The organism is Dorea sp. BIOML-A1 (assembly GCF_009875615.1).
Lineage (GTDB): Bacteria > Bacillota > Clostridia > Lachnospirales > Lachnospiraceae > Dorea_A > Dorea_A amylophila.
The window spans coordinates 1-24,873 of the sequence record NZ_WWSA01000033.1; the positions used below are offsets into that span (position 1 = coordinate 1).

General features: G+C 41.4%; 25 protein-coding genes and 1 pseudogene. All 26 read right to left on the bottom strand.

Going from position 1 to position 24,873, the window contains the following annotated elements; genetic code table 11:
* Positions 1–103: 103 nt before the first annotated feature.
* Positions 104–1,117: a hypothetical protein gene (locus GT508_RS11905; protein ID WP_055282178.1), complete on the bottom strand. Its 1,014-nt coding sequence runs from the start codon at positions 1,115–1,117 to the stop codon at positions 104–106.
* 240 nt (positions 1,118–1,357) lie between these two features.
* Positions 1,358–1,747, bottom strand: coding sequence for a hypothetical protein (locus tag GT508_RS11910; protein ID WP_055282179.1), 390 nt, complete (start codon positions 1,745–1,747; stop codon positions 1,358–1,360).
* A gap of 173 nt (positions 1,748–1,920) precedes the next feature.
* Entirely contained in the window at positions 1,921–2,175 is a 255-nt protein-coding gene (locus GT508_RS11915; protein ID WP_055282181.1) for a hypothetical protein, read from the bottom strand.
* Between the two features lie 141 nt (positions 2,176–2,316).
* Positions 2,317–2,676: a hypothetical protein gene (locus tag GT508_RS11920; protein ID WP_055282184.1), complete on the bottom strand. Its 360-nt coding sequence runs from the start codon at positions 2,674–2,676 to the stop codon at positions 2,317–2,319.
* Between the two features lie 395 nt (positions 2,677–3,071).
* Positions 3,072–3,797: an ABC transporter ATP-binding protein gene (locus GT508_RS11925; protein ID WP_161144318.1), complete on the bottom strand. Its 726-nt coding sequence runs from the start codon at positions 3,795–3,797 to the stop codon at positions 3,072–3,074.
* On the bottom strand, positions 3,788–4,912 hold the full coding sequence (locus GT508_RS11930) for a hypothetical protein (protein WP_161144319.1): 1,125 nt from the start codon (positions 4,910–4,912) through the stop codon (positions 3,788–3,790). The genes GT508_RS11925 and GT508_RS11930 overlap by 10 nt, the downstream gene beginning before the upstream one ends.
* A gap of 243 nt (positions 4,913–5,155) precedes the next feature.
* Positions 5,156–5,665 (bottom strand): annotated as a pseudogene (locus tag GT508_RS15150) (FtsX-like permease family protein); the annotation flags it as partial.
* A 39-nt stretch (positions 5,666–5,704) separates the two neighbouring features.
* Complete coding sequence (locus GT508_RS11935) at positions 5,705–6,343, bottom strand: hypothetical protein (protein WP_161144320.1); 639 nt, start codon at positions 6,341–6,343, stop codon at positions 5,705–5,707.
* A 3-nt stretch (positions 6,344–6,346) separates the two neighbouring features.
* Entirely contained in the window at positions 6,347–6,673 is a 327-nt protein-coding gene (locus GT508_RS11940) for a PadR family transcriptional regulator (RefSeq protein ID WP_055303231.1), read from the bottom strand.
* Between the two features lie 196 nt (positions 6,674–6,869).
* The gene (locus GT508_RS11945; RefSeq protein WP_022416412.1) at positions 6,870–7,529 is read right to left on the bottom strand and encodes a V-type ATP synthase subunit D; all 660 of its coding nucleotides are present in this window, start codon (positions 7,527–7,529) and stop codon (positions 6,870–6,872) included.
* 62 nt (positions 7,530–7,591) lie between these two features.
* Positions 7,592–8,965 carry a V-type ATP synthase subunit B gene (locus GT508_RS11950; RefSeq protein ID WP_161144321.1) on the bottom strand — a complete coding sequence of 458 codons (1,374 nt, stop codon included), beginning with the start codon at positions 8,963–8,965 and terminating at the stop codon, positions 7,592–7,594.
* A 3-nt stretch (positions 8,966–8,968) separates the two neighbouring features.
* Complete coding sequence (locus GT508_RS11955) at positions 8,969–10,735, bottom strand: V-type ATP synthase subunit A (RefSeq protein ID WP_161144322.1); 1,767 nt, start codon at positions 10,733–10,735, stop codon at positions 8,969–8,971.
* A 19-nt stretch (positions 10,736–10,754) separates the two neighbouring features.
* Complete coding sequence (locus GT508_RS11960; RefSeq protein WP_055282197.1) at positions 10,755–11,072, bottom strand: V-type ATP synthase subunit F; 318 nt, start codon at positions 11,070–11,072, stop codon at positions 10,755–10,757.
* Positions 11,065–12,033 (bottom strand): V0D/AC39 family V-type ATPase subunit, encoded by a 969-nt coding sequence (locus GT508_RS11965; protein WP_161144323.1) that lies wholly within the window; start codon positions 12,031–12,033, stop codon positions 11,065–11,067. The genes GT508_RS11960 and GT508_RS11965 overlap by 8 nt, the downstream gene beginning before the upstream one ends.
* Before the next feature lie 14 nt (positions 12,034–12,047).
* Positions 12,048–12,644 carry a V-type ATP synthase subunit E gene (locus tag GT508_RS11970; RefSeq protein WP_161144324.1) on the bottom strand — a complete coding sequence of 199 codons (597 nt, stop codon included), beginning with the start codon at positions 12,642–12,644 and terminating at the stop codon, positions 12,048–12,050.
* 17 nt (positions 12,645–12,661) lie between these two features.
* A complete protein-coding gene (locus GT508_RS11975; RefSeq protein WP_006428729.1) occupies positions 12,662–13,147 on the bottom strand; it encodes a V-type ATP synthase subunit K in 486 nt (161 codons plus the stop codon).
* A 2-nt stretch (positions 13,148–13,149) separates the two neighbouring features.
* Complete coding sequence (locus tag GT508_RS11980; protein WP_161144325.1) at positions 13,150–15,165, bottom strand: V-type ATP synthase subunit I; 2,016 nt, start codon at positions 15,163–15,165, stop codon at positions 13,150–13,152.
* A 51-nt stretch (positions 15,166–15,216) separates the two neighbouring features.
* A complete protein-coding gene (locus GT508_RS11985; protein WP_161144326.1) occupies positions 15,217–15,525 on the bottom strand; it encodes a hypothetical protein in 309 nt (102 codons plus the stop codon).
* A gap of 278 nt (positions 15,526–15,803) precedes the next feature.
* Complete coding sequence (locus tag GT508_RS11990) at positions 15,804–17,717, bottom strand: PTS beta-glucoside transporter subunit IIBCA (protein WP_161144327.1); 1,914 nt, start codon at positions 17,715–17,717, stop codon at positions 15,804–15,806.
* 23 nt (positions 17,718–17,740) lie between these two features.
* A complete protein-coding gene (locus GT508_RS11995; RefSeq protein WP_161144328.1) occupies positions 17,741–19,432 on the bottom strand; it encodes a glycoside hydrolase family 13 protein in 1,692 nt (563 codons plus the stop codon).
* Between the two features lie 3 nt (positions 19,433–19,435).
* Positions 19,436–20,293 (bottom strand): HAD family hydrolase, encoded by an 858-nt coding sequence (locus GT508_RS12000; protein ID WP_161144329.1) that lies wholly within the window; start codon positions 20,291–20,293, stop codon positions 19,436–19,438.
* Between the two features lie 150 nt (positions 20,294–20,443).
* Positions 20,444–21,214 (bottom strand): MurR/RpiR family transcriptional regulator, encoded by a 771-nt coding sequence (locus GT508_RS12005; RefSeq protein ID WP_161144330.1) that lies wholly within the window; start codon positions 21,212–21,214, stop codon positions 20,444–20,446.
* A gap of 1 nt (position 21,215) precedes the next feature.
* The gene (locus GT508_RS12010; protein WP_161144331.1) at positions 21,216–21,989 is read right to left on the bottom strand and encodes a MurR/RpiR family transcriptional regulator; all 774 of its coding nucleotides are present in this window, start codon (positions 21,987–21,989) and stop codon (positions 21,216–21,218) included.
* A gap of 8 nt (positions 21,990–21,997) precedes the next feature.
* A complete protein-coding gene (locus tag GT508_RS12015) occupies positions 21,998–22,489 on the bottom strand; it encodes a tRNA (cytidine(34)-2'-O)-methyltransferase (RefSeq protein ID WP_006428732.1) in 492 nt (163 codons plus the stop codon).
* A 68-nt stretch (positions 22,490–22,557) separates the two neighbouring features.
* Complete coding sequence (locus tag GT508_RS12020; protein WP_227080691.1) at positions 22,558–23,481, bottom strand: Uma2 family endonuclease; 924 nt, start codon at positions 23,479–23,481, stop codon at positions 22,558–22,560.
* Between the two features lie 276 nt (positions 23,482–23,757).
* Positions 23,758–24,699: a thioredoxin-disulfide reductase gene (gene trxB, locus GT508_RS12030; RefSeq protein ID WP_161144332.1), complete on the bottom strand. Its 942-nt coding sequence runs from the start codon at positions 24,697–24,699 to the stop codon at positions 23,758–23,760.
* Between the last annotated feature and the right edge of the window lie 174 nt (positions 24,700–24,873).

The following is a 24,873-nucleotide window of genomic DNA, read 5'->3' on the forward strand; positions in this document are numbered from 1 at the left end:
AACCAGTCATTTTTTGAATATTTGATTAAATTCACAAGTGAGAAATCGCGAATATAAGTAGTTTGTCAACAGGTCCAATTAATTACAGTCTCTTTGACAAATTCTATATTTGGCTTTTTAATTTCTCAACCACTTTTTGAATTATGTTTATATCTTCTTCTAATTCATCTGCTATCTGTTCTGTTGATTTTCCTTTTTTCAATTTCTTCTTTATTATTTTTTCTAAGAGTATCCGCTTTCCAATTTCGATTCCATCCTGTCTTCCAATCTCGATTCCGTCCTGTCTTCCAATCTCGATTCCATCCTGTCTTCCAATCTCGATTCCATCCTGTCTTCCAGCCTCATACTCTGCTTTCCGCAGTTTCTTTTCTTCAAACTCTTTGTCATATTCATAGATGCTCACTTTGATCACCTCAGTCTTATTCTTCAATAAAAACTCTGCCAGGATTCCTTCTTCTATGCATTCGTCAACTGCTCTCGTAACTGCTTCTTCTAAAGAGACATCCTGTTTCGCCGCATATTTTCTTACTCTGGCGACATACTGTGCATATTCCTTTAATGTTCTACAATGTTCCATCAAATCTGAACTGTGGCCATCATTCACATTCAGCATAGTCACTCTTAACTCCAGATCTGGATTTTCTGTTGGATTCTCGTATGCAGAAGATAATCGGAACTCACTACGATCTTCTACTTCTTTTGTTCCATTATAAAATACTAAAAATCTTGGCGTTGGTATCTTTTGTATCACAGTTGAATATAATGATTTCCGAACCACTAATCGTTGATACTCATCCGCAATATAAAACAAATTTCTAAGTGGAATATTCGGATTATACGTTGACTGATGTTCATATAAATATAAATTCATATCCATGATAAACGCCAGATCATTTTTCATTCCCATATAAATCGCATTTTCCAATGTAACAACCTGCAACTTTTCCGGATCTGTGTACTCTCTTCCATTCACCGCATTGTACAATGATAACAAATTCTCTTTGTCATGGTACAACATTCTAAAAATTGTATCCTTGTACATCCTTTTTGCCTTTAACTGCCGGTTATTCACCTGATACTTTTGATTACGTCTTTTCTGACTCTTTCTTTTCGCCATATTCTGTTTCCTCCTGTATGCAGGAGGATGTCTTTTTACTCTTTCAGCCATCTCCTGCTTTTTTACAATTGATTGGTATGAAAGCATAGATTTCTGAAATAAAATTAGATTATAGATGGTATATGTCCGTTTTTATATACCGTTGATTTTTTTGAAATATGCTTTGGTACATATTAACATATCAATAAATATTAATCAATGTATTTTTTACTATTTCCTTTTTTGATAATGTTAATCACCTTAGCAATAAGGTATTACAAAATAATATTTTTTTCTTGTTTCAATTCTGTATACAGAACTTTTTGTATCCCATGAAACATAATATAATCCCGGAATAATTTTTTGCGTATCAACATCCACTATTTGCTTTTGTGTTTCTTCATTCTTTTGATATACTATTTCTTTTTTAACTTTTGGAGCAGACCATCCAAAATATACAATATAAATACGTGTACCATTTTCACATTTATGCCGGCGTGCTGGTCCTAACTCGTATAATTCATCAAAAGAATTTACACTCTGCCTCGTTACTAATCCATCTTTCATGAAGGCAATTGGTCCATATATATACAAAAATACGATTCCAATTATGAGCAAACATAATATTTTGATTTTATTATTCTTTAACATGCGGCACCTCCTAAAACAGAGTATATTTTTGAATATAGCTCCTGTTTTTAAATTAGAATAACATTCCTTATTTTATTTTCAATATGTAATTTAGAAATGCTCAATTTTTATAAAACTTCTACAACTCTTTCATCTTTCCAAGAATCTTCTGAGTAAAATGCTTCATGATTGCATTATATAATCTCATGTTCTGCTCTTGCTTTATCTTCCTTTCTCACCAGAATTTCATATTCATATGCCTTATTCTGATCTACTCCGATACTTCCAAATTGGGATCTCTTCGTTCCTTTTCCCTGAAAAAGCCACTCTGAGTCCTGATTTCTTACTTTATGTTTGTATGGAATCTTCGCTAGATCCAGCGCATCCCGGATCTCGTTGAACCGCTTCATGTCATGTCCGATATAGATAGATTCTGTCATTAATTTCATAGGCCGATCCTCTTTTCGTAATTTCTTAATTTTGATTATACTCTATTCTTTTGGGCGATTCTATAACAACTTTCTTAATATTTCTTATCTTGATACAAGCAAAAAGCTGCCCTGTACTTCTACAGCAGCAGCCTTTCACCATTATCCTTCAGCAGCTTTTTCGTTCTGTATCTTTTCTTCCCACGTCTGCATATACTTCACCTCTGTCTTCTCACTTGCTCTGATCTGACAAACACGTCTATGCATTTCTTGAATCCGTCTACTTTCGCATGCCCCTGACACTTCATCTGTACTATGTTGCATATACTTCAAAAGTTCTATCAGCTCTGATGGTACCAACTCTGGATGTTCCCCTCTGGTATTTAAAAATATCCTCGTTGCTCCATCATCCAGTTTCAATTCCGGGATCTCCTCACATTTCATCTGAAATGTGTAACGATATAAGCCATATCCAAACAAATCAAATGGCGTAATCATCACAACCAGGACTTCATTCAACAAGTTGAAATCAGCGGCTCCCGGTGGTAATGGTTTACTGTCAATGATTTGTCCAGCAAGTTTAATTCTTTTAATGATCTTCTTTGGTCCATAAGTAGCTCTCCTCTCTTATACAGGTATGTTCCCTGTAAAGAAGAGCTGTTTATCTTTATGGATATGATAACACAGAGTTTATATATATACCAGTATATACAGTCAACTTCTTTTATCAGGCATGCATTATCTGTTTGTTGTATTGTTCATTTTGGATTCTTTCCCGATTATCTGGGTCTGAAATAAATGAATGGTAACTATAAATACAGTGCAGATATTAGAATTCATCTGCGTATCGATACAATAACATGCCTGATTTTTATTTTCAATACGTGGTTTAGAAATGCTTAATTTTTGTGAACCTTCTACAACTCTTTCATCTTTCCAATAATCTCTTGATAAAAAGATTCTTGATTTCTATTATTCTCCAAGTCTTCCAATATCACACCATCTTTCAGCAGAATCAACCGGCTGCAATAGCTTGCCATCTGTGGGTCATGTGTAACCATAATGATTGTCTTTCCCATATGTTCATTAATATCCTTCAATGCATCAATCACGATTTTTCCAGACTTTGAATCAAGGTTTCCTGTAGGCTCATCTGCGAAAATAATCTCTGGATCATTTATTAATGCTCTGCAAATTGCAACTCTCTGCCTTTCACCTCCTGACAGTTCGGCCGGCATCTTTTTTTCCAAAGTCCTAATTCCGAATTTATCCATTAACACTCTCGCTCGTTCCTTTTTGGAATCATCTACTCTTTTGCTGATATAGAAAGGCAACATAATGTTTTCAAAAACATCCAGGCTGTCCATCAAATAAAATTCCTGAAATACGAAGCCTAATTCTTCTCTTCGTATTCTCGCAAGTTCTTTATCTGACAGTTTTGATATTTCATCTTTCTTGTATAAAAGTGCCCCATCTGTTACAGATTCAATGAGTCCCAGAATTTTCAAAAGTGTCGTCTTTCCACTTCCTGATTTTCCCATAATTCCTACAAATTCGCCATCCTGTACATTCAAATTAATACCCTTTAACACTTTAAACTTACCGTAACTTTTCACAATTTTCTCTCCGCTGATCACTTCCATATCTTTTCCCTTCTTTCACTCTGAATTTGCTGATTAGCAAGTCTCCATCCATACTCTCTCAATAAGATAATGTACCCGGCCTGGAATAATAACAGTGCAAAAAATGTTATCAACACCTGTTTCTTCAAGAGCCAATCAACGTTCCATGTAATATAACTCAAAGCACCACCACTTATTACAATCGAAAGTATAAATGTGATCCATAAAGAAAGCGAAAGTTCCTTTTTCACATTTTTCTTTATTTCTTTGGTCTCCATGCCTATTTTTTTCAAGAATCCATATTTCATACTTACATTAGAAATGTCTGACCATATTTTTATAGATAAAATCATTATTCCACTAATAATCAAAAATGCACCAATACAAATGTAAAAGATAAGAGTTGTCAGGTCATCCTGTCTGTCTTCTTTCATCAATGAGCCTTTATAAAAACCAATTATCTCGTATTTCTTTTCACATACTTTTAATTTGCCCTCATCAATCGCCGTCTCTTTTTCTGTTTGCTGCGTCATAATAACCGTATTCTTTTTCTGCAAAGATCTAAGCATATCAAAATCACTATTATTCATAACCAGAATTCGTATAATATCCGACTGTTGAGCAACAAATAAAACTTCTTTCACTTCTTTTTTTATCGCAAATTTACACATTCCTGTTGCTGTTTTTAAATAAACATGTTTATCCTGAAACATGTTTTCATCGTCTTGTTTTGATTTTTCCAGAACTGCCTTTACCTCTCCCTGTTTGATATGCTCTTTCTTATTCTTTGTAAGTTTGTTATAGGAATCCTCCGAAATACCTACATATTCCCCTCCATCATTGCTTATGAGCGGAATATACGCATATTCATCTATTTTTTCATCTGGTTCTTTTATAACCTTATGAATTTTGTCTGTATATTTTTCTTCTGTCATACATACATAATTATATGGATATTTCCATAAATACTCGGAAGAAAGATTACCGTATTCTATAATATTGATATTTACAATCACCCATACAAATACATTAATAATAAAAACAATTAAAATTATATTTTTATTTTCTGAAAATCTGTGATACAACGTTTTTAGCGTAAGAATATGTCTGTCATACCATTTTTCTTTCTTTTTCACCCATCGCAATATAACATTTTCCAAATAAGTAAACCAAAGATATAATCCGGTCAGCGAAAAAAGAACTCCATATTTCATACGTGGATATGTCATAGGAACCTTCGAAAAAAGAATAATTGCAAACACAAAACAGATCAGCCCTGCAACCGCACCTATCACGCTTGCTTTAACAGACGGAACCGTCCCCCTTTTCTGTTCCGTATTCAAAAGCGAAGCCAGTGAATTGTTTTGAATTTTTATTATATTCATGATTACTGCAATGCACAAAATAACACACATATAAAAACATGTACTTCCAATATTCTTTAGAAACCAGCATGGATCTTGAACTGTTTGAATCCCTTCTTTTCTGAATATAGACTGAAGAAGAATTACAAAAGGCGTTCCCAGTACACACCCAATCAGCCACGAAATACCACATATAATCCCATATTCCAGAATTATCATCCGGATAATATCTTTCTTTTCTTCTCCGAATACCATAAACATTCCATAATCTTTGATTCTTATCCGGCTATAATTGCTTACTGTATAGCTGATCAAAATCAGGCCAATAAACAGCAATATATACATGTACGTTTGAATCGCAACTCCTTGTTGCGACCGAACTCTTTCTTCCATACTCATCGTTCCAAGAACCAATTCTTTAACTCCAAGAAACATGAATAATATAATTGCAGCTAAAATAGTACTCATAAAACATACAATACTATTACGCACATTCTTTTTTAATATTTTCAATAATACTTTCATATACTATTCCTTTAAAGAAAAATGTTTCCCCATCTCTTGTCATCTACTTTCAACTTCTATTTGTTCTCCTGCCGGCCTGTTCCTTCTTGCCCCAACCAGATACAGAATTGCTGGACCAAAATTAACAATAATTCCAATAATTAAAATTGGGAAATCTGATGTTTTCAAAAAAGCTTTTCCATTATCTATTGCAATAATAATTTCATTGCAATAAATTAACAAATCAACACCCATATAGATAACAATTCCTGCTGTTAACTGTTTTGTTTTTTCTGTATTATTACAGTTTGCTTCCCCATAATGTCCCAGATACCAGATGCCTATTGAAATTGCAAGCATCCATAATGTGTGTACACGTTCTCCAGCCAAAAAACAAACATTAATCAAACAACCTACAATTCCCCAAAGTCCCAACAATTGAAAATATATCGAAGTTCCTCTAATTAATTTCCGTCCTCCCGGTGCTTTGATTCCTCCTACAGAATAAATCAGATCATCACAAAATTCATGAACCGACTTTCCCAGTACTGTTTCAAAATTTTCATTACGCTCCTGTGCTTCTTCCGCCATTCCAGTGATATCTTCAATCATTTGGTCAATTTCTTTTTCTGTAAGTGGGAATGTCTTGATGTATTTTTTCATCTTCCTGACCATTCTTTTATTTTTCTTCGTCAACATAATCTACTCCTCCTTTTTCAAAATTCTATTTACTGATGATTGTACTTCCGTCCAGCATTTAATAAACTCCTGCAAATATGCCTCTCCTTCAGCCGTTAATGAATAATACTTTCTTTTTGGTCCAAGCGGCGATGGTCGTAGTTCTGAAGAAATCATCCCTTTCTTTTCCAATCGTACGAGTAATGGATAAATACTTCCCTCTTTTACATCTTCAAATCCGAACTCTGTCAATGTCGTTACAATCTCATATCCGTATGTAACCGTCTCGGATAAAATCTGCAAGATACATCCTTCTAAAGTCCCCTTCATTAATTGTGATTTATCATACATGTTTCCACCTACCTTGTATACTATAGTAGTTCTTAACTATATTGTATCACACAGTAGTGGTTTGTCAATGAATTTGCGTACAATAAGAATGGGTTTCTAACTATTTTTCCGGCTTATTCTGACATAAAAAAATCCACAGATTTAAGCTTTTCAACTTATATCTGCGGATTTTTTATCTGAGAATTTCTCAGTATTCCTATTCCTTTTCTTTGTAATGATGCGCTTCCTCCAGCATCATATCTTTCACCTTCATCAGACGGATCTGGGTGCTTCGTTCATTTTCATCCAGCTTCATGGTAATATACTTGATATTCTTCTGCGCTTCCGGAATGATCACATGTTCCAGGGCGTTGACACGTCTTCGGGTCTTCTCGATTTCAGCCGCCATAAGCTGGCAGGCTTTTTCTGTCTCTGCAAGCTTTAACATATCCGGAAGGATATCTGCAAGAGATTTTACAGCTCCGTCCAGATCACTGGATGTAAATGCAAATCCATACGAATAAATATCATTCGCATCGGCGGTTCTTGTCTTTGTCTCGAATACAGGAATGTCTACACTCATAACATTCTTCTGTCCGACTTCCAGATCCACCTCCTGCTTCGGCGCCATCAGTGCCGTGTTCAGGGTTGCTTCGTCCATTCCGGCTTTGGCTATGACGAAGTTCTTATTGGCCGAACGGATACCTGCTTCTACCTTTTCCCGAAGCTCCATGTTCACTTTTACCAGATCCAGGAACTGACGCATCAGTTCGTCTCGTTTATCTTTCAGAAGTTTGTGACCTTTTATGGCTGTGACCAGTTTCTTCTTGGTCCTGGTCAGTTCCATACGGGTAGGGGTTACCTGGGTTGACGCCATAGTATCACTCCTTTCTATACTTTATATATTGGACGCCATGCCGGCTCGAATCTGCGCATGGCTTACTGCTTACCATAATACATATCTAAGAACTTATCATCAATTCGCTTAAGCTCTGCTCTAGGCAGCATAGACAGCAGCTTCCATCCGATCTCCAGTGTCTCTTCGATCGGTCTGTCGGTATCGTATCCCTGTGATACATATTCTTTTTCAAATGCATCTGCGAATTTCGCATATACCAGGTCAATATCGGTAAGAGCTGCCTCTCCTAAAATAGTCATTAATTCTTTCGCATCTTTTCCTCGCGCATATGCCGCAAATAACTGGTTCATGGTATTTGCATGATCGGCTCTTGTCTTACCTTCTCCGATTCCCTTATCTTTCAGACGGGACAGGGATGGCAATACATCGATCGGCGGTTTGATACCTTTACGGTACAAATCACGGCTTAAGATGATCTGGCCTTCGGTGATGTAGCCGGTAAGGTCCGGGATTGGATGCGTCTTGTCATCTTCCGGCATGGTCAGGATCGGAATCAGTGTGATACTTCCCTTCTTGCCATTCTGTCTTCCGGCTCTTTCATATAACGTTGCAAGGTCGGTGTACATATATCCAGGATATCCACGACGTCCCGGTACTTCCTTACGTGCGGCAGATACTTCTCGGAGCGCATCTGCATAGTTGGTAATATCTGTCATAATTACCAGTACATGCATGTCTTTTTCGAATGCAAGATACTCGGCTGCTGTCAGTGCCATACGAGGTGTGGAAATACGCTCGATTGCCGGGTCATTTGCCAGGTTGACGAACAATACCGTTCTGTCGATGGCTCCTGTCTCTTTGAAAGATTCTACGAAGAAGTTCGACTCTTCGAATGTGATACCCATAGCGGCAAATACTACGGCGAATTTCTCATTGCTTCCGCGTACCTTTGCCTGCTTTGCAATCTGTGCTGCCAGGTTGGCATGTGGAAGTCCGGATGCCGAGAAGATTGGCAGTTTCTGCCCACGAACCAATGTGTTCAGTCCGTCAATAGCCGATACACCTGTCTGGATAAACTCTTCCGGATAGCTTCTTGCCGCCGGGTTCATAGGCAGTCCGTTGATGTCACGTCTTTCATCCGGCAGGATCTCCGGTCCTCCGTCGATCGGGCGGCCCAGCCCGTCGAAGACACGTCCAAGCATATCTTCCGATACACCAAGCTCCATGCTTCGGCCCAGAAAACGTACTTTACTGTTACTTAAGTTGATACCCGTGGCACTTTCGAATAACTGCACCAGTGCATCATTTCCATTGATCTCCAGAACCTTACAGCGGCGCTTCTCACCGCTTGCAAGCTCAATCTCACCCAATTCGTCATAGGCTACATTTTCAACGCCGCGTACCAGCATCAGAGGTCCGGCAACTTCCTGTATGGTTCTATATTCTTTTGGCATAATTTAGAAGTCCTCCTTCCCGAATGCAGCCGCAACTTCCTTGTCCAGTTCTTCTTCTACATTCTTATATTCACTTTCGATATCGGCGTCTGTTGTATATTTATAACGGCCGATCTTTTCTCTTACCGGCATGGCGATCAGCGCGTTCATGTCTGCACCCTTGTTCAGTGCATCGACGGATTTCTCATAGAATGCCAGTACCAGTTTCATCATCAGATATTGCTTACGCAGTGGCGTGTAAGTGTCGATCTCATGGAAGGAGTTCTGATGTAAGAAGTCCTCACGGATGGATCTTGCCGCTTCCATCTTCAGACGATCGGTCGGTGACAGGGCATCCATACCTACCATCTGTACGATCTCATTTAACTCGGCTTCTTCCTGAAGGATTGTCATCATCTTCTGACGGTCTTCCATCCAGTCTGCTGCCACTTCTTCATTGAACCAGTTCGCCATATTGTCAACATACAGCGAATAACTGGTCAGCCAGTTGATTGCCGGGAAATGTCTCTTATACGCAAGTGCAGAATCCAGTCCCCAGAATACCTTTACAATACGAAGGGTTGCCTGTGATACCGGTTCGGAGATATCACCACCCGGAGGAGATACCGCTCCGATAACGGAAAGTGCACCTTCTCTTCCTTCTTTACCAAGGGATACCACATGTCCGGCTCTTTCATAGAACTGCGCCAGACGGGAACCTAAGTATGCCGGGTAACCTTCCTCACCAGGCATCTCTTCCAGACGTCCGGACATCTCTCGAAGTGCCTCTGCCCAACGGGATGTAGAATCTGCCATCAACGCTACAGAATATCCCATGTCACGGAAATATTCTGCGATCGTGATTCCGGTATAGATGGAAGCCTCACGGGCTGCAACCGGCATGTCTGATGTATTTGCGATCAGCACAGTTCTTTCCATCAGTGACTGTCCGGTCTTCGGGTCTTTCAGTTCCGGGAATTCATTCAGAACGTCGGTCATCTCATTACCACGTTCTCCACATCCGATATAGACCACGATATCAGCCTCTGCCCACTTAGCCAACTGGTGTTGGATAACTGTCTTGCCGCTTCCGAAAGGTCCCGGAACGGCTGCCACACCACCTTTGGCGATCGGGAAGAATGTATCGATGACACGCTGTCCGGTTACCAGTGGTTTTACAGGCGGCAGTTTCTTCTGATACGGACGGCCTTTTCGTACCGGCCATCTCTGCATCATGGTAAGTTCTTTGTCACCTTTCTCGGTAGCGATCACTGCTACTACTTCTTCAACGGTAAATGTTCCGGCTTTGATCTCTTTTACAGTTCCCTTTACTCCGTAAGGAACCATGATCTTCTGCTGTACAACGATAGTTTCCTGCACAGTTCCGAGCACGTCACCGGCTTCTACCTCATCGCCGGCTTTCGCAACCGGGACGAATTCCCATTTCTTATCACGTTTTAACGAAGCAACTTCTACGCCTCGTTTTAAGTTATTTCCGGAGATTTTCATAATGTCATCCAGCGGTCTCTGGATTCCATCGTATATACTTGTGATCAGTCCAGGTCCAAGTTCTACTGACATTGGTACATCCATGGACTCTACCGGCTCTCCAGGTCCAAGTCCCGATGTCTCCTCGTATACCTGGATGGATGCCTCATCTCCGTGAATCTCTATAATCTCTCCGATCAGACGCTGGCGGCTTACACGTACCACGTCAAACATGTTGGCGTCACGCATTCCTTCTGCAATGACCAGCGGTCCTGCTACTTTTTTAATCGTTCCTGTACTCATACGGACGAATCAACCTCCTTTAGCTGCCAAATATAATATCGGAACCGACAGCCTGCTCTACCGATTTCTTCACACCTGCAACTCCGGCACCTGTATTTCCTGCGATACCCGGGATCTGAATGATTGCCGGTGTGACCTGTTCCTGATATTTTTCTATCTCATGCGTTAACTCAGCGGCAAGCTTCTCTGTGATATAGATGATCCCATATCCTCCCTGTGCCAGCTGGTGTAATTTCTCTGCGGCTTCCTCACGGGTCTGGACGGCAAATGTATCAAGGCCCAGTGCTGCGAATCCGAAGATGCTGTCGTAATCGCCTAATACTGCAATCTTATACATACATTTTCCTTACCCTTTCCCGGATCGAATCATCCGGCAGTTCATTCTGCTTTCCGGATAAAATGATTCGTACCGTTTTAATCTCATTCTGTCTTGCAATTACATAGGCGATTACCGGTCCTATCGTAAATGCATGATATTTCTCCGGACTGATGGTCTGGATGATCCGATTGTCACACCATCTTTCGAATGCTGACGGCGACTCTGCCAGTGCTTCCGCACCTTCTGCATAAGCCGTTCCTCTTAAGTATTCGCAGATGGCGTCCATACCGCTAAGTGCTGCTTTCGATAACTGGCTCACACTTAAAGAATCACATTCTGCCATTGCCCGTTTCATAAATTCCGTTGATTTTGCGGTCTTCTGTGACCGGACGGCAATCTTGATATCCGCCACTGCCACTGTGGATTCTGCATAATCCTGTATGATCTTATCCGGTGACTCTTTCCCGGCCTGATAGATGGCATCCAGTGCCGCCCGGTCTATGATCACATCACAGAGCTGCCCGTCTCCGGTATGAAGAAGTGTCTCGTATGCTTCTTCTCCTGCGATCCGCATACTGTCCGGAAGCTTTCCGAAATCTCTGTCTTCTACGATCTTTCGCATCTCTTCCCCGGGAATCCGAACATCTTCATAATAGATATGCCGGTTCTTATCTCCGGTGCATACTTCCTTGACCGCTGCCTTTAAATTATGAAAAAGCTTCGGATAAGAAAGCACATCGAAATGTTCCATTCCGATCGACAGGTCTTTGACTACTTCCCATGTCTTTTCTTCTTCTCTCGTCAGGATTTTTTCCGCATCCCCGCTGCTTTCGGTATCTCCCCATCCCTTCTCTTCTAAGAACTGCAATGCCTGATCATAACTCTGGCACGCGATCAGCTGGTCGATGGTACTGTCAGAGAACAGGGATACTTCCAGGGCACGGATTCTTGCGACCGCATAGGTATATTGTTCACTCATGTTGTCCCTCCATATCATACAAAGAGCATCCGGTGAACGATGTCCGCAAGTTCATCCCGCTTCGCATCGAACATTGCCCTGATCGTACAGTTCTCTTCAATTCCACCGTACGCAAGAATGAATCCATTGTCAATATTATCTCTGCCCGCTCCGGCTACAGTAAGTTTTCCTCCCTTTGCCAGAGCTATTTCTTCAATTTCTTTGCCAAATCCTACCGGCATATTTTCCAGATCTTTTACAGAGAAATAGATTTCTCCCTCCTGCGGAAGTACGTATGCTTCCAGAATAGACAGGAGCATCTGGTAATACTCATCCGGCGCAAGACTTATAACCTTTTCATACGCCTTCTCGATGATCTCTGCGATCATCTCCTGCTTTGCTTCCAGAAGTCTCGTTCTTCTCTGAAGATCGATGGCCGACTTCACACGCTCTTTCTGTGCGGCAACTTCCGCTTCAGACTTCTTCAGGATCTGTTCTGCCTGTGCGGCTCCTTCTGCCTGCGCCTGAGTCTTCATCTGTTCTGCCTGCGCTTTCGCATCTTCGATCTTTACATTTGCCGACTCTTTTGCCTCGTCAAGGATCTGACTTTTGATCTTCTCTAATCCAGCCATTTTCCTTCACACTCCTTCTATACCTGAATTGCTGTTACGGAAAGGATAGAAATCAGAAGTGCAAGGATGGCATATGTCTCAACCATTGCAGGGAACAGCATTGCTTTACCGAACTGATCCGGCTTCTTTGCTACGATTCCGATTGCTGCCGCTGCTGTCTGTCCCTGTGCTTTTCCTGAAATCAGACCTACAATTCCGATTGGAAGGCAAGCTGCAAGAATCAGAAGTCCGGTCTTCGGATCCAGATCTGCTGCGCCGCCGCCAAGAAGTCCGATCTTAGATAATGTAATAAATCCAACCAGCAATCCGTAGATTCCCTGTGTACCAGGAAGCAGCTGCATGATCAATACTTTTGCGAATTTGCTTGGGTCTTCTGTTACAACTCCGGACGCTGCCTGTCCTGCAATACCTACTCCGATCGCAGATCCTGCACCTGCCAGGAATACTGCCACTGCCGCACCAAGAAGTGCATATACCATTCCCATATCATTCCAAATACTCATATCTATTTTTCCTCCTTAATATCTACATATTTTGTCTCCGCATGAAACGGTTCGAAAGGTTTTCCACCGCCTTCGTAGAATTTTCCAAAGAATTCCACAAATTGAAGTCGGTTGGTGTGGACATATGCACCAAGCAGGTTGATTGCCAGGTTCATTGCATGTCCGACTATAAATACTACGATAAATAAGATGACCCCGAATACACTCTTACCAAGCATACTTCCCATCTGGTTGACAACGGATGCGATAACGCCTGTCGCAAGTCCCAGTGCCAGAAGTCTGGAGTATGATAATACATCACTTAACCATCCGGTAATGTTGTAGATATCATATGCTCCAAGTGCAAGCCTGAGTGCCGGATTCTTGCTTGATCTTCCGGACATCAGTAATAGTCCGAGTGCTCCGATGATCGCCATTGCTTTCGACAATGTAACCAGTGCTGCAGGGAACACGATCTTCGTCTGTGCGATCGAAGCAAATATCTCTGACGGAAGCAGCATCAGGATCAGTCCGATCAGGAAAATGTACCACAGTACGATATCACAGAAGAAATCCAGTACCTTTCCGTCTTTTAACAACATATATCCTTTGATTCCAAGACCCACGAACAGATGAACCAGTCCGAATGCCATCGAATAGATCAGAAGTCTCATCGGATCATTTAACGGTGCAAACCAGAGCGGTTTGATCGTCAGCTCTTTTCCAAAGAATGTGCTCGATACAACATCTACGACATCTCCAAAATATCCACCGAACAAAATTCCCCATACCATAGTAGAAATTCCACAATACATGAACATTTTCATGGATTTTCTCATACCTGCACTCATGCGCGGGAATTTCTTAAGAATGACCAGACACACGATTGCGATGATCGCACCATATGCTGCATCTGATAACATCATTCCAAAGAAAAATACATAAAAGAATGACATGATCGCAGTCGGATCGATCTCTCCTTTATGCGGAAGTCCGTAAGACTCCAGAACTCCTTCCACGCTTTCCGAAAATCCGTTATTTTTAAGGATCACCGGTGGTTCTTCATCTTCTTTTAACTCTTCTACATCGATTACACAGTCATATGCTTCCCCGATTCCTTTCCGGATCGCCGGTACCGCTTCTTTCGCTGCGTAACCACTGATAATAAATGTACGTCTGGACTGCGGAAGTGTTCCCAGTACTTCGTACTTTTCTGCACGCATCCGATAATAATCGCCGATGACCTTCAGTTCCTCCCGGTCTTCTGCGTGGGATATGATCTCTTCCCGGATATTTGCGATATCTTCTTCAATCTGTCTGATCTGCTCTTCCAGTTCTGCTTTCTGCTTTGCCGGAATCCGTTCTGCCGATACGACCGGTCTTGAGAATCCAGCCGTACGGAGTGTGTTCTCCACGTCTGCCGCCTGCTCCTTCATACAGAATACGCTTACGTACACGGCATCTTTATCCCGGCTTATAACCGATATATCTACAGCTTCAATCTCTGGATGCTCTTCGGCAAGCTTTCCGTAGATCATTTCCAGTGTCGTCTCCGCCGCCATGGTTCCAAGAAGCATTGCCGTCTTTTTCGTGCCCGGATAATTCATCTCCACTTCCAGACTCATCCACGGCGCAAGTGCCTCTATCTGGGTATTCCGCTTCACGATCTCGGCCTGTGCTTCCGCAATTCTCTTATGATCAGCAATCAGAAGTTCCGCCACTTCCATGACCTCCTCCTGTTTCACCGCTGCTGCTTCCATCGTCTTCTTATCGATCAGCTTATTGCCTTCCAGACTGGCGAACATCGACTTTTTCTCCGGAGTATACTGATTCAACACATCCAGTGCATTTTCCGTGATCTGCACCCGTTTCTCAAAGCTTGATTTCGCACTCTGCGTATCCATCTTCTCGAATCCGGCTTCGTCCTGTGCGACCTGATGCATCTCTATCATGCCCATGGACTGCAGTTTTTCCAGAATCGCTTTCCGGTCATGCTTTAATGCGCAGATACTGATTCGCTGCATCTGCAATACTGCCATAACTGCATCCCTCCTTTTCTTCTTTTTCAGGCTTTTTCTCTTCCCGTATCATCAAAGCAACGCTTTCATGACTGCGGATACCGCCTCCTCTTCTTTTCCCCGAGCCAGTGCTTTTAACGCTTCTGTCTCCTGTTCCGTCTTCTCGCAAGCCTTTTTCTTTAAGGTTTCGCCTTCTTCTTTCACCTGCAAAAGTTCTGTTTCTGCCTGTTTCTTTGCATTTGCTACAGTCTGTTCTTTTATCTCTTTTGCTTCTTTAGCAGCTTTTTCAAGGATCTCGGTACACGTTGCATCTGCTTTTCTTATGATCTCATCCGCTTCATTCTCCGTTTCCTTGATGGCCTTAATGGTTTCTTCTACCATTTTTCTACCACCTCTCCTTCAAAAAATACAAAATCTAGTTTAAATTATAATCTTATTTTCGTGATTTTGCCATACATTTCTTATATTTTCTTTAAATTGTATGTCACTTTGATACATTTTTATCATTTTGTCGTTTTATATTTGTGCACATATAAATAAGTAGAAATATTTGAAAACCTCCTGCGTTTACTTATATACCTGGTATGCAAATAAGGATATCATCTCATTTTCTTAACGAAAATGGACAATATCCTTATTTTGTCTAAATAATATGAAATTTATACAATCTCTGCAGCTTCGCTTATGCCGCTCTTAACGTTTTCCACATTTCTGGTTTCTACTTTTTCTCCCGAAGTCACAATTACGATAACGCTATTACTCTTTCCGGCTTTTCTGATCTTTTCGAAATCCACTTCAACCAGCGGATCTCCGCATTTTACATTCTGTCCTGTCTTAGCAATGATGTGGAATCCTTCTCCATTCATTGCTACGGTATCAATACCGATATGAATCAGGATTTCTTTTCCGTCATCTGTCGAAAGACCAACCGCATGTCCGGTCTCATACATAAGTTCCACAGTTCCATTGACCGGAGATTTGATCATGGAATCTTCCGGAACGATCGCAAATCCATCTCCCAGTACCTTCCCTGCAAATGTCGGATCAGCCACTTCTTCCAGTGGAATTACTTTTCCTGATACCGGCGCTACGATCTTATTTCCATCTGTCATTTCTCCATTTGCTTCCATCTCCAATACTGATCCATCATCCATTCCGTCCTCTGGCAGCATTGCTTCTTCCGGCACTCCGAACAGGTATGTCAGTACAAAACATAATGCAACCGAACAGATGGAAATAATCAGATACCACAGGAACTGTCTTCCTTCATAAATGTACATCAGATAAGAAGGGATAACTGCCAGTCCGTAAGAATTAGACTGAATATTTAATAATGATAACGATGCAGCTCCAAGTCCTGATGTAAATAACATGATAATCAACGGTTTTAGATTATAGCGCAGCTGGATACCGAAGAGTACCGGCTCGCTGATTCCGAACAGTTGCGATAACATAGCTCCAATACTCGTCTGTCTGACCGTAGTATTTTTTGATTTTACAAAAAATGCAAGACACGTTCCAACATTGGCAAATCCGTACATTGCACATAATGTAATCACCGGATTGAATCCTGTGTTCGCAAGAAGTGAAGTCTCGATCATTGTATATGTATGATGCAACCCGGTAATTACAAGAAGCGGGTATGTCGCTCCGATGATAAAGCCACCGATTCCAAATGGCAGATGTACCAGTGCTTCAACGATGCTGACAAGCTTTAATTCCACCACATGCATCACAGGTCCTACACAAAGGATTACGATTAAGAATGTAACCAGCATCACTACAAATGGCGTCATGATCAGATCCAGTGCATTCGGCATGATTTTTCTGAGCTTTTTCTCAAGCTTTGCCCCGATCAGTGCCGTAATGATCGCTGTCAGTACACTACCCTGGCATCCAACGATTGGAATCTTTCCAAATGCCATGATTGCTGATATTCCGCTGTCCGGATTCGCTACCGAATATGCATTTGGCAGGATTGGTGAAACGAGCATCAGACCAAGTACCATACCAATGACCGGTGTTCCGCCGAATACCTTGAATGCAGACCAGCAGATGATCGCCGGCAGGAACGAGAATGCCGTCTCAGTCAGTACATTTACCAGTGTTACGATGTAATCCGGAATCATATCTGTAGATGCACCGAACAATCCCAGTACATTATCGTTGAACACGCAGCCTTTTAATCCCAGGAACAGACCGGTCGCCGCGATCACCGGGATGATCGGGATAAAGATATCTCCCAGTATCCGCATCAGGCGCTTTACACCTTTTTGCTGATTCTTGATTGCTTCATCCTGTTCTTTTTTTGATAATGTTTTTAATCCAAGATTCTCTATTTCTTCATATACTTTATTGACAATTCCGGTTCCCAGAATGATCTGGAACTGACCTGCATTGAAGAATGTTCCCTTTACAAGCGGCAGTTTTTCCAGTTTCTTCACATCGATTGCTTCTTTATCTTTGACGATTAGACGCAATCTGGTTGCACAATGTGTTGCAGATACAATATTGTCTTTGCCGACGATCCGGATAATATCCTCCGCCGCTTTTCTGTAATCCTTTCCTTCCATGATTCTTTGCTCCCTTTTTTCCTTTATTTTTCTTCCTTTATCTCTTTTAATAACACTGCCTGGAATGGCTTAAGTACTAATTTATTTTCTTTGATATTGAATTCTTTCTCTTTTCTGTCAGAATTTTGCCAGATCAATTTCTTTTTCTCTACATCTACATTTTCTTCCACCGTCTCCGGACTCAGATTGATCCAGCATTCAATGCTTTCTTCTTTGGTAAATCTACGGTACGCGATTACGTTGTCACTGCTCTGTAACGGTTCGATATCTCCAAATATCAGGCAGTCCCGGTATTCGCCTTTCTGTCTGAACGCTATCATTTCTTTATAGAACTGATAGTTGCTTCCGTCATGTCCAATCTGATCTTCTGCATTGATCTTCGGATATTCTTCTGTCATTCCAAGCCATGGTTTTACATTCGAGAATCCGCCATACTGTTCATTCGTCCACGGGAACGGTGTTCTTGTGTTATCACGGCTTCTGAGATTTACGATATGTAATGCTTCTTTTTCTGTCAGTCCCTCTTCGATCGCTCTGTGATACTGGTCAATACTTGAAATGTCATTAAACTCTTCGATTCCATTTCTCTCAAAATTCACCATTCCCAGTTCCTGTCCCTGATAGATGAACGGTGTTCCTCTCAGGAAGAAATACATTGCCGCAAGTGCCTTTACCGCATCACTGTTGTTCTGGTATTCTTTCAAATATTTTGACGTTGCTCTTGGCTGATCGTGATTTTCGATAAAGTTTGCACCCCAGCCGCATTTTTGCAATGCCATCTGACTTGCCATAACTTTTTGATTCAGATCTTTTACCGTCCACGGAATCCGTTTGAACCATTCACTTCCCGATGCAATATCCAGATCCGCATAACGGAAATCAAATATCATCGAAAAGTATCCTTGTTCCCCGATAAATTCTTCCAGTTCTTCATACGGGACTCCCGGTGCCTCTGCAACCGTCACGCAATCGTGTCTCTGGAATGTATTTTCTTTCAGTTCATTTAAGAAAACGCCAATCCCCGGCTGATTTCTGGATGCCTTCGTACATTTTGCCAGACCGTCCACGCCGTCTGCTTCCCGGTCTTTCCATGTCAGATCCTTTTTGATAAATGTGATCGCATCAATCCGGAATCCGGCAATTCCTTTATCTAACCACCAGTTCACCATCTGATACAATTCTTTTCGCACTTCCGGATTCTCCCAGTTCAGATCCGGCTGTTTTTTCCCAAATGCATGGAAATAATACTCGTCTCTTCCCGGAACTTTTTCCCATACATTGCCGCCAAATACGGATCTCCAGTTATTAATCTCTTTCTTTCCGGATTTGAAAATGTAATAATCATGATATTTACTTTCCGGATTCTTTAATGCTTCCTGGAACCACGGATGTTCATCTGATGTATGGTTGATCACAAGATCCAATATAATCTTGATGTCTCTTTTCTTTCCTTCCCGAATCAGCTCATCCATGTCATCCATAGTTCCAAACTCATCTGCGATCTTCATATAATCAGAAATGTCATATCCGTTATCATCCATTGGTGACTGATAACACGGACAGATCCACAACATGGTAACTCCCAGATCCTTCAAGTAGTCAAGCTTTGATGTAATTCCTTTCAGATCACCGATTCCATCTCCGTTACTGTCGCAAAAACTTCTTGGATAAATCTGATATATAACTTCTTCCTGCCACCATTTTCTTTTTACCATCTCTTATCTCTCCTTAATGATTTTCCTGTTCACCAGTTCCTTGTAAATACCATCTTCCTGTACTGTTCCACAGATAACATCCGCTATTTTTTTTAATTCTGCACTGCCGTTTTCCATGGCTACTCCCGTTCCTGTTGCCAGTAACAGTTCTGCATCATTCTCTCCATCTCCAAAGCTCATGCTTTCGGATTTTTTGATTCCCAGTTGCTGATTCAGATATCTGACTGCATTGCCTTTATTACATCCTTCCGGAAGACATTCCAGAAGCCAGTTTTTTCCAAATGGAACTGACTGTACAATTTCGCATCCACTCTCTATCTGATGTCTGATCTCATTTATTACATCCTGGGTTCCAACAATGCAAATCTTATGCGCCTTTTCCTGGTTCAGATCGTATTCTGTCATATTATCTTTGTACAAGTATTTATTCTTTCTTTTGATTCTTTCTCTTTCTTCTTCTGTACATTCCTTCGTCTTTTCTTTAAATAGCTGTTGGTATATCTCTGCTGCCCTTTGATCCATGTAGACATTCTTTTGCGTTTCCAGTACCAGCCCGACCTGTTCTTTTTTTGTTAATATCCCGACTTCTTCCAGCCATTTATCAGGGAACGTTTTCCTTTCCAGTTCCTGTCCCCGGTACCGGATGCTTGCACCGCCTCCACTGATCATCCCATCCATTTGAAGTTCCTGTACATCTTTTTGAATACTGCCCATATTCCTTCCGGTACATATGCATGTCAGAATTCCCTGTCTTTTGCATTCCCGGATTGCATACTTTGTTTTTTCTGTTATTTCTGAATTTTCTTCCCTAAGAGTTCCGTCTATATCAAAGTAGATCATCTTCACACTTTGATCTTTCACGTTCCAGCTCACCTGCCTTATCGCTTTCTTTTTTGTTTCTGAAGTCATATTAACAAAAGAAACGGAGCCATTCAATGCATTGGCTCCGTTTAAAAAATATGTACACTTTTCGTACATTGTTTTATTTTATAAAACTTTGTTCACTTATGTTTATCTCTCTTCGTTTTTGTCTGATTTTCCCGCCAGATAGTTCTGATATGCCAGATAAAGTAATTCTATCAGAATAAAATACGGTGTTGTCGATTCATAATCTCCGTATTCTCCTACTTCGGCATGTACCGACTCAATATACAGATTCTCGTCACAACATGCAGATAATGGGTTATTACTCATCCTTGTAACTGATACCAGAAATGCGCCTTTTACCCGTAATCTCTTTGCCAGATTTATCATATAGTCTGCCTCTCCCGACAACGAAATCAGAAAGACCATATCATCCTTATGGATATTCTTTTCTATAGCCTGGCACATATCATGACCGTGCAGATCTATCAACGTTTTTTCCGGGAGAAATATTCTCTTCATCTCACTGGCCACACGTGCCTGTGACGATCCGCTTCCATATACAACTACTCTTCTTGCATGATATAAAGACTCAAAAATCCGGCTGTAATCCCGCTTCAGGAAATCATCCAGCATCTTATGATAACTTTCCGTCATCGTTTCGAGCAGATTCCATTCCGTCACTTTACTCTCCTGCTCTTCAATACGCAGCATTGCTTTTAATTCACGAAATCCGGTCAATCCCAGATGTTTTGCAAAACGTACCAGCAAAGATTTGGACACTCCGCATTTTCTTGCAGTCTCGTCTATCGTATCTTTGCAAAAGTCTTTCTTATTCTCATATAAGTACTGGCAGATATACCGCTCATTTTCATTCATCTCCGAATAATACAGATTCATCAGCTCATCTGTCTTCATCTCATTCTTCTCCCGTACCAGACCTGTTGTTACTGTTCACAAATTCCAGATACCGCACAGACAAGATATCTAACAACATATAAAATGCAGCGATCATTTCATATGACTGATCCTGCCCTTTATGTACAACTCTGGTTCCTACATAAAGATTATATTCTGCCAGCCTTGCAAGTGCGTTATTATTCCATCTTGTAATAGACAATGTGTGAATCTTTCTCTCCTGTGCCAGATGCACTGCCCGGAGTATCGACTGGTTCTCACCTGATAATGACACTGCTACAAACAGATCTTTCTCCGCAAATTCTGTCTGTGCAAATTCAATCTCTCCCAGGTCAAATAAATCTACACACCATTTCCCCATGATCATAAAAATGCGCTTAAACTCGTCTACGATGGCTTTCTGTTCATTTCCCGTACCGTACAGGTATATCGTATCTGCCTCATAGATTCTTTCACATATCTTACTATAATCATAATTCTGCAATTCTTTGATCATCTCATGATAATCATCAATAATTCTCTGCATATCCAGCTTCTTGTGCTCTGTTTCTCCGGCTCTTTGTTTTAATAGCAGCTGGAATTCCGCATAAGTTGAGATCCCCAGCTTTTTCAACATCCGTACGAGCGTCGTTCTTGATACGCCGAGATGCCTGGCAAGCTGTGTACTGTTCATATTTCTTACCAGCTCTTTATTCTGCCTGATTTCCTGTACCATCAACCGGTCCGTAGCTGTCAGATAGCTGTAATTCTCATCTATCCGTTTTTCAAAATCCATATAATCCCCTACCAGTGTAATTCGTGAAGATGTCCCTCCAGATTCATTCCTGCAAATCCGTTCTGTCTGAGTGCTTCATAAAGCACGATTGCAACCGAATTACCAAGATTCAGTGAACGGATATCCCCTACCATCGGGATACGTACACAGTCTTCCTTGTGCTCTACCAGTATCTCCTCCGGGATTCCGGCACTTTCTTTTCCGAACATGATGTAGCAGTCCGGTTCATAGTTCACTTCTGTATATACTTTCGGGGCTTTTGTGGTTGCCATATAGATCTTGGCTCCCGGATTTTTCTCCAGAAAATCATTGTAGTCAATATAAGTTCTGACATCCAGATGCTCCCAGTAATCCATACCGGCACGCTTTAAGTTCTTCTCATTCAGACGGAATCCGAGCGGCTCGATCAGGTGTAATCTGGTGTTGGTGGCTACGCAGGTTCTTCCGATGTTGCCTGTGTTTGCCGGGATTTCTGGTTCGTGTAGTACGATGTTTAACATATTCTGTTCCTCCATTTTCTCTATCTTTCTTTTACAAAATCAATATTCTAATGCACTAAAAATGCATCCTATTCTTTCTCAAATAAAAACTCTATATAACTGTATATTTCCGAAAAGTCGATCTGACATTTCCCATCAAATATCTGCACCGGTACCTGATCTTCAAAACCATAGATGACCGGCAATTCATTATGTTCCAAGTCATATACTACAACTTTTTTCTTGTCCGGGTCAACCATCCAGTATTCTCTGACTCTTGCAGAGATATATTTTTTCAGTTTTAATCCCATATCTTTTTTTCTTGTGGATGGTGATAATATCTCAATAACCATATCTGGCGCTCCATAGACATGGCTTCGCAGGATCTTATCTCTGTCGCAACATACAACGACATCCGGCTGCAGCATTGTCCGGTCATCTTCATCCAGTTGTACGCTGACCGGCGATGGCAGTACCATGCACAACCCTTTGTTCTGCCTAATGTACTCTCTTAATTTGATACTAATCTCAAATGCAAGCTGCTGATGGATCGTGGTTGGCGTATTCAGGTCGTAGATGACTCCGTCAATCAGTTCTACTCTATACTCGTCCGGAATCGCTTCATATTCTTTCAGAGTATATTCGCCCTGCTTTTTCCCGTGGAAATGTTTCCAGATATCATCCTCATGGTCTGCTCCATCTCCGTAAATGTGATAAGCCGATGTACTTTCTTTTATCATATCAGAATATAGATTAGAAGCAGAATTTTTCATATATTCTGATGATGCCATATTTCCTGACTCTTTGTAGTCCCGTTCATGGCTATCTGTAAATATAACATGTTCAATCGGAAATGCTTTTTCTAACTGACAGATCGTATCATACCTTGGTCTCTTGGTTATTCCGCTGAATATCTTTTGTACCGTTCCCAACGGCACACCGGAACGATCTGATATTTGTTCACAACTAAAACCTAATTCCATTTTCTTCTTTTTCATCTCTTCAACGGTCATGGGCTCATCTCCTTTCTTCTATAAGACTTGCCATCGTCGTCTTCCGAACGCACGGTAATATATCAATCTATATTTTTCCATATTTTATTATATATCATTCCATTTATCAAGTGTATTCTTCCGTTTTTTATTATATATTATTCCATTTTTCTCCATCTATATCAATCTACCGAGCCTGCCATTTGCCAAAGCATCTACAGAACGCATAGCGATGCAAAAAATCCACCGGACATTCTCACATCCGATGGATTCTCACACTCTCTTCTTGAATCTTTCCTAATAATCCGACATACTTCTCTCCACCTGCACTGCCGCGATCGCACCATCTGCCACCGCAGTCACTACCTGGCGCAGACTCTTGACTCTTACATCTCCGACCGCATAGACACCCGGTACGTTGGTATGCATGTCCTCATCCGTCTTAATGTATCCCTTGTCGTCTGTCTCTACTTTATCTGCAAACACGCCGGTATTCGGGATCATACCGATGAATCCAAAGAGACCGAACAGTCCGTCTTTTGGATCGGCTTCTATCTTTGTAAGTTCTCCCGTCTTCACATTCTTCACGGTCATCGTCTGGAGCAGTCCGTCACCGCCCACTTCTTCGACTACCGAATCCCAAAGAAATGCGATCTTTGGATTGGCAAATGCTTTTTCCTGGATGGACTTTGCCGCACGCAGCTCGTCTCTTCTGTGGATGATCGTAACTTTTCTGGCAAATTTCGTAAGGTACAGTGCTTCTTCCACTGCCGCGTCACCGCCGCCGGCTACATAGACTTCCAAATCTGTAAAGAAGTTCGCATCACAAGTCGCGCAGTAAGAGATTCCGCGTCCCTTGTACTCCTGCTCGCCTTTGCATCCGATCGGTCTTGCGTATGCACCGGTTGCAATGATGATATTTTTTGCCTGATAGGTATCTTTTTCGCCTGTCAGAACTTTGATGTCTCCATCCAGCTCTACATTTGTGATCGTATCGCGGACATGTTCTGCACCGAACTGTTCTGTCTGTTCGTACATTCTGCGTACAAGAGAAACGCCTGTCTCTCCTTCTACGATCTGGCCCGGATAGTTTTCTATCTCGTCTGTGTTGATAATCTGTCCACCGGCCTGACCTTTTTCGATAATCAGCGTGTCCAGTCTGCTTCTGCCTGCGTATAAGCCTGCGCTTAAGCCCGCCGGACCGGCGCCAAGGATGATTACGTCATATATGTGATCCATGTGTTTGTCCTCGCTTTCTTTTCGTGAATACTCTCAAAAGCCCGCTTAAGCTATAAATACTCAATATCTCTGAGAGTACTTTCCATTTTCAAATAATTGATGGTATCATTTTATCTTATTTTACATTATTTACGCTGTTGTCATACCAACAAATTATACTTTTGCGACGTTTTT